This window comes from Actinoallomurus sp. NPDC052308, from assembly GCF_040679195.1.
In the GTDB taxonomy this organism is placed as follows: Bacteria; Actinomycetota; Actinomycetes; order Streptosporangiales; family Streptosporangiaceae; genus Actinoallomurus; species Actinoallomurus liliacearum.
In genome coordinates, this window is sequence record NZ_JBFAUM010000074.1 from 1 (window position 1) to 2278 (window position 2278).

Sequence of the window (2278 nt, forward strand, 5' to 3'; positions counted from 1 at the left end):
TCGGCCGACTGGGCGCTCATGGCCGCGTTCGCCGCGCCGGATCCATCGATCCGGCGCGGCGCCTTCTGTTCGTCGGGTCGCGAGCCGATCGGCTCACCCGGCAGGGGTCTCGGCGGGGGCCAGTTCGCCGACGTGCTCGGCCAGCCAGGTATCGAAGCGCGTCGGCGGACGGCCGGTGAGTTCCCGCACGGTCGGCAGCGGCGTGCCGCCCCGCCGTGGGTCGCGGTCGGCCATCGATGCCAGCAGCCCGTCGGTGAGATCCTCGGGCATGCCGGCACCGATCATGCCCTGCCGGGCCTGCTCCGGGTCGGCGTCGACGAACCGCAGCGGACGTCCGATGGCGGCCGCGACCCTCTCGGTCTGCTCGGGTCCCGTCAACGCCTCCGGTCCGGTGAGCTGGTAGGTCTTCCCGTCATGCCCGCGGGTCGTGAGGCACACGATGGCGGCCGCGGCGACGTCCTCCGGAGCGATCAGCGCCCGCGGCACCATGCCGTACGGCTGGTACACGGCGCCCGCGGAGTGGATCGACCACCCCCACTGCAGCACGTTCGACATGAAGCCGGCGGACCGCAGGACGGTCCAGCCGGCTCCCGACTCGGCGAAGGCGCGTTCGCCGGCCGCGTGCGCGGCCCCGTACGAGTCGAGGACCGGCGGCAGCGCGGCCACCGAGGACAGCTTCACGACCCGCCCGGTGCCGGTCCGGCGGACGGCGTCGGCCACGGTCCGTTCGTGGGCCAGCGCCTCGGGGGCGGTCGCCATGTAGACGGCGTCCGCGCCCTCGATGGCGGCGAGCACGGAACCGGGCTCGGTGATGTCCGCCCGGACGACCTCCACGGCCGCGTCGAACGAGGCACGGGCGGGGTCACGGGTGACCGCGCGAACGCGCCGGCCGGCGGCCACCAGACCGGTCACCACCTGCCGCCCCACCGTTCCGGTCGAGCCGAATACCACGATCATCATTCACCTCTGTTCAGAGCGGCCCCGGAGGGCGTCGGATCCGAGCTTCCGGCCGGTGCCGGAACGTGCCAGTCACCGACGCCGGCGACGCCGCGCTGGCCGGCGCGTGGCGAACCGAACCGCATCTTCGCGTTGCGCAGCAGGAGCGCCGGCCGGCGCTCGTTCAGCTTCAGCTCCCCCATCCGGCGGGACGCCTGAGCGATCGCCTGCGAGCGCGGCCGGCGCTGTTCGTCGTACCGCGCGAGCGCGCTCGGCACGTCGGTCTCGGCCGCCAGCGCCGCGCCCAGGACGGCGGCGTCCTCCAGCGCCTGGCAGGCGCCCTGGCCCATGTCGGAGGTCATGGCGTGCGCGGCGTCGCCGAGCAGCGCGACCCTTCCGGAGACGTAGCCCGGTAGCGGCTCGGCCAGTTCGAAGACGTCATGGTGGAGTACCCGGTCCGGCGGCGTGGCGGCGATCAGCGCCGGGATCGGATCGTGCCAGGAGCCGAACCTCCGGGTCACCTCCGCGTGGTCGTCGTCGTAGCGGGCCCCCTCGGGGGTGTTCGCGACGGCGAACCAGTAGACGCGGTCCCCCGGCAGCGGCATCCGGCCGAACTCCAGGCCGCGGCCCCATGTGCTGCCGCCCGGCTCGACCCGGCCGTCGACCCCCTCGGCGATGCCACGCCAGACGCTGTGGCCGCTGTAGACCGGAGGCGGCGACTCCGGCCACCGGGCCCGCCGAATCCGGCTGTTGGTGCCGTCGGCTGCGACCACCAGGTCGCCGGCGACGACCTCCTCGCCGTTCTCCCCGCGGTACCGGACCGCGGCTCCGTCCGGCAGGTCGTCGACCTGTACGGCGTCCGCACCGGTGCGCAGCGCGCCGGGCGGAAGGGCCTCGCGCAGGACCCGGTGCAGGTCCGGCCGGGGCAGGATCAGCAGTGTCAGGCCGCGCTCGCGCAGGAACCGCGGGTCGGCCGGCCGTTGCAGCCTTCGCCCGGAGGGGGCGCGCAGCCCTTCGCCGCCGGGCATCATGGTCGCCGCGCGCCGCCGGACGGCGTCGCCGACGCCGAGCCAGTCCAGGGCCCGCTGCGCGTTCGTCAGCAGCGAGATGCCGGCGCCGGCCTCGCGCGGCCGGGCGGCCCGTTCCAGGACGGTGACCCGCCAGCCGATGCGGTGCAGCCCGACGGCGGTGGACAGGCCACCGATTCCGCCCCCGATGACGACCGCGTGCCCACCGGACGTTCCAGTCACGATTCGCCCTCCTGTGCTGCCGGCCGAGCGCTCCGGCCGGCGACCGTCCCGGTCCCGCCCGCGCGACGTGCCGGGGCGGCCGCGGCCGCCCC

2 protein-coding genes are annotated in these 2278 nt (G+C 75.5%); both read right to left on the reverse strand.

Annotation, left to right across the window (positions count from 1 at the left end; all coding sequences use genetic code 11):
- Nucleotides 1-93: 93 nt before the first annotated feature.
- On the reverse strand, nucleotides 94-957 hold the full coding sequence (locus tag AB0L00_RS45770) for an NAD(P)H-binding protein (RefSeq protein WP_364444578.1): 864 nt from the start codon (nucleotides 955-957) through the stop codon (nucleotides 94-96).
- Nucleotides 957-2186 carry an FAD-dependent oxidoreductase gene (locus AB0L00_RS45775; RefSeq protein WP_364444580.1) on the reverse strand — a complete coding sequence of 410 codons (1230 nt, stop codon included), beginning with the start codon at nucleotides 2184-2186 and terminating at the stop codon, nucleotides 957-959. The genes AB0L00_RS45770 and AB0L00_RS45775 overlap by 1 nt, the downstream gene beginning before the upstream one ends.
- Nucleotides 2187-2278: the final 92 nt, after the last annotated feature.

What these genes read in the sequence shown, in the direction of transcription:
- AB0L00_RS45770 (WP_364444578.1), bottom strand. Translation starts at nt 957, where the DNA reads ATGATCGTGGTATTCGGCTCGACCGGAACGGTGGGGCGGCAGGTGGTG.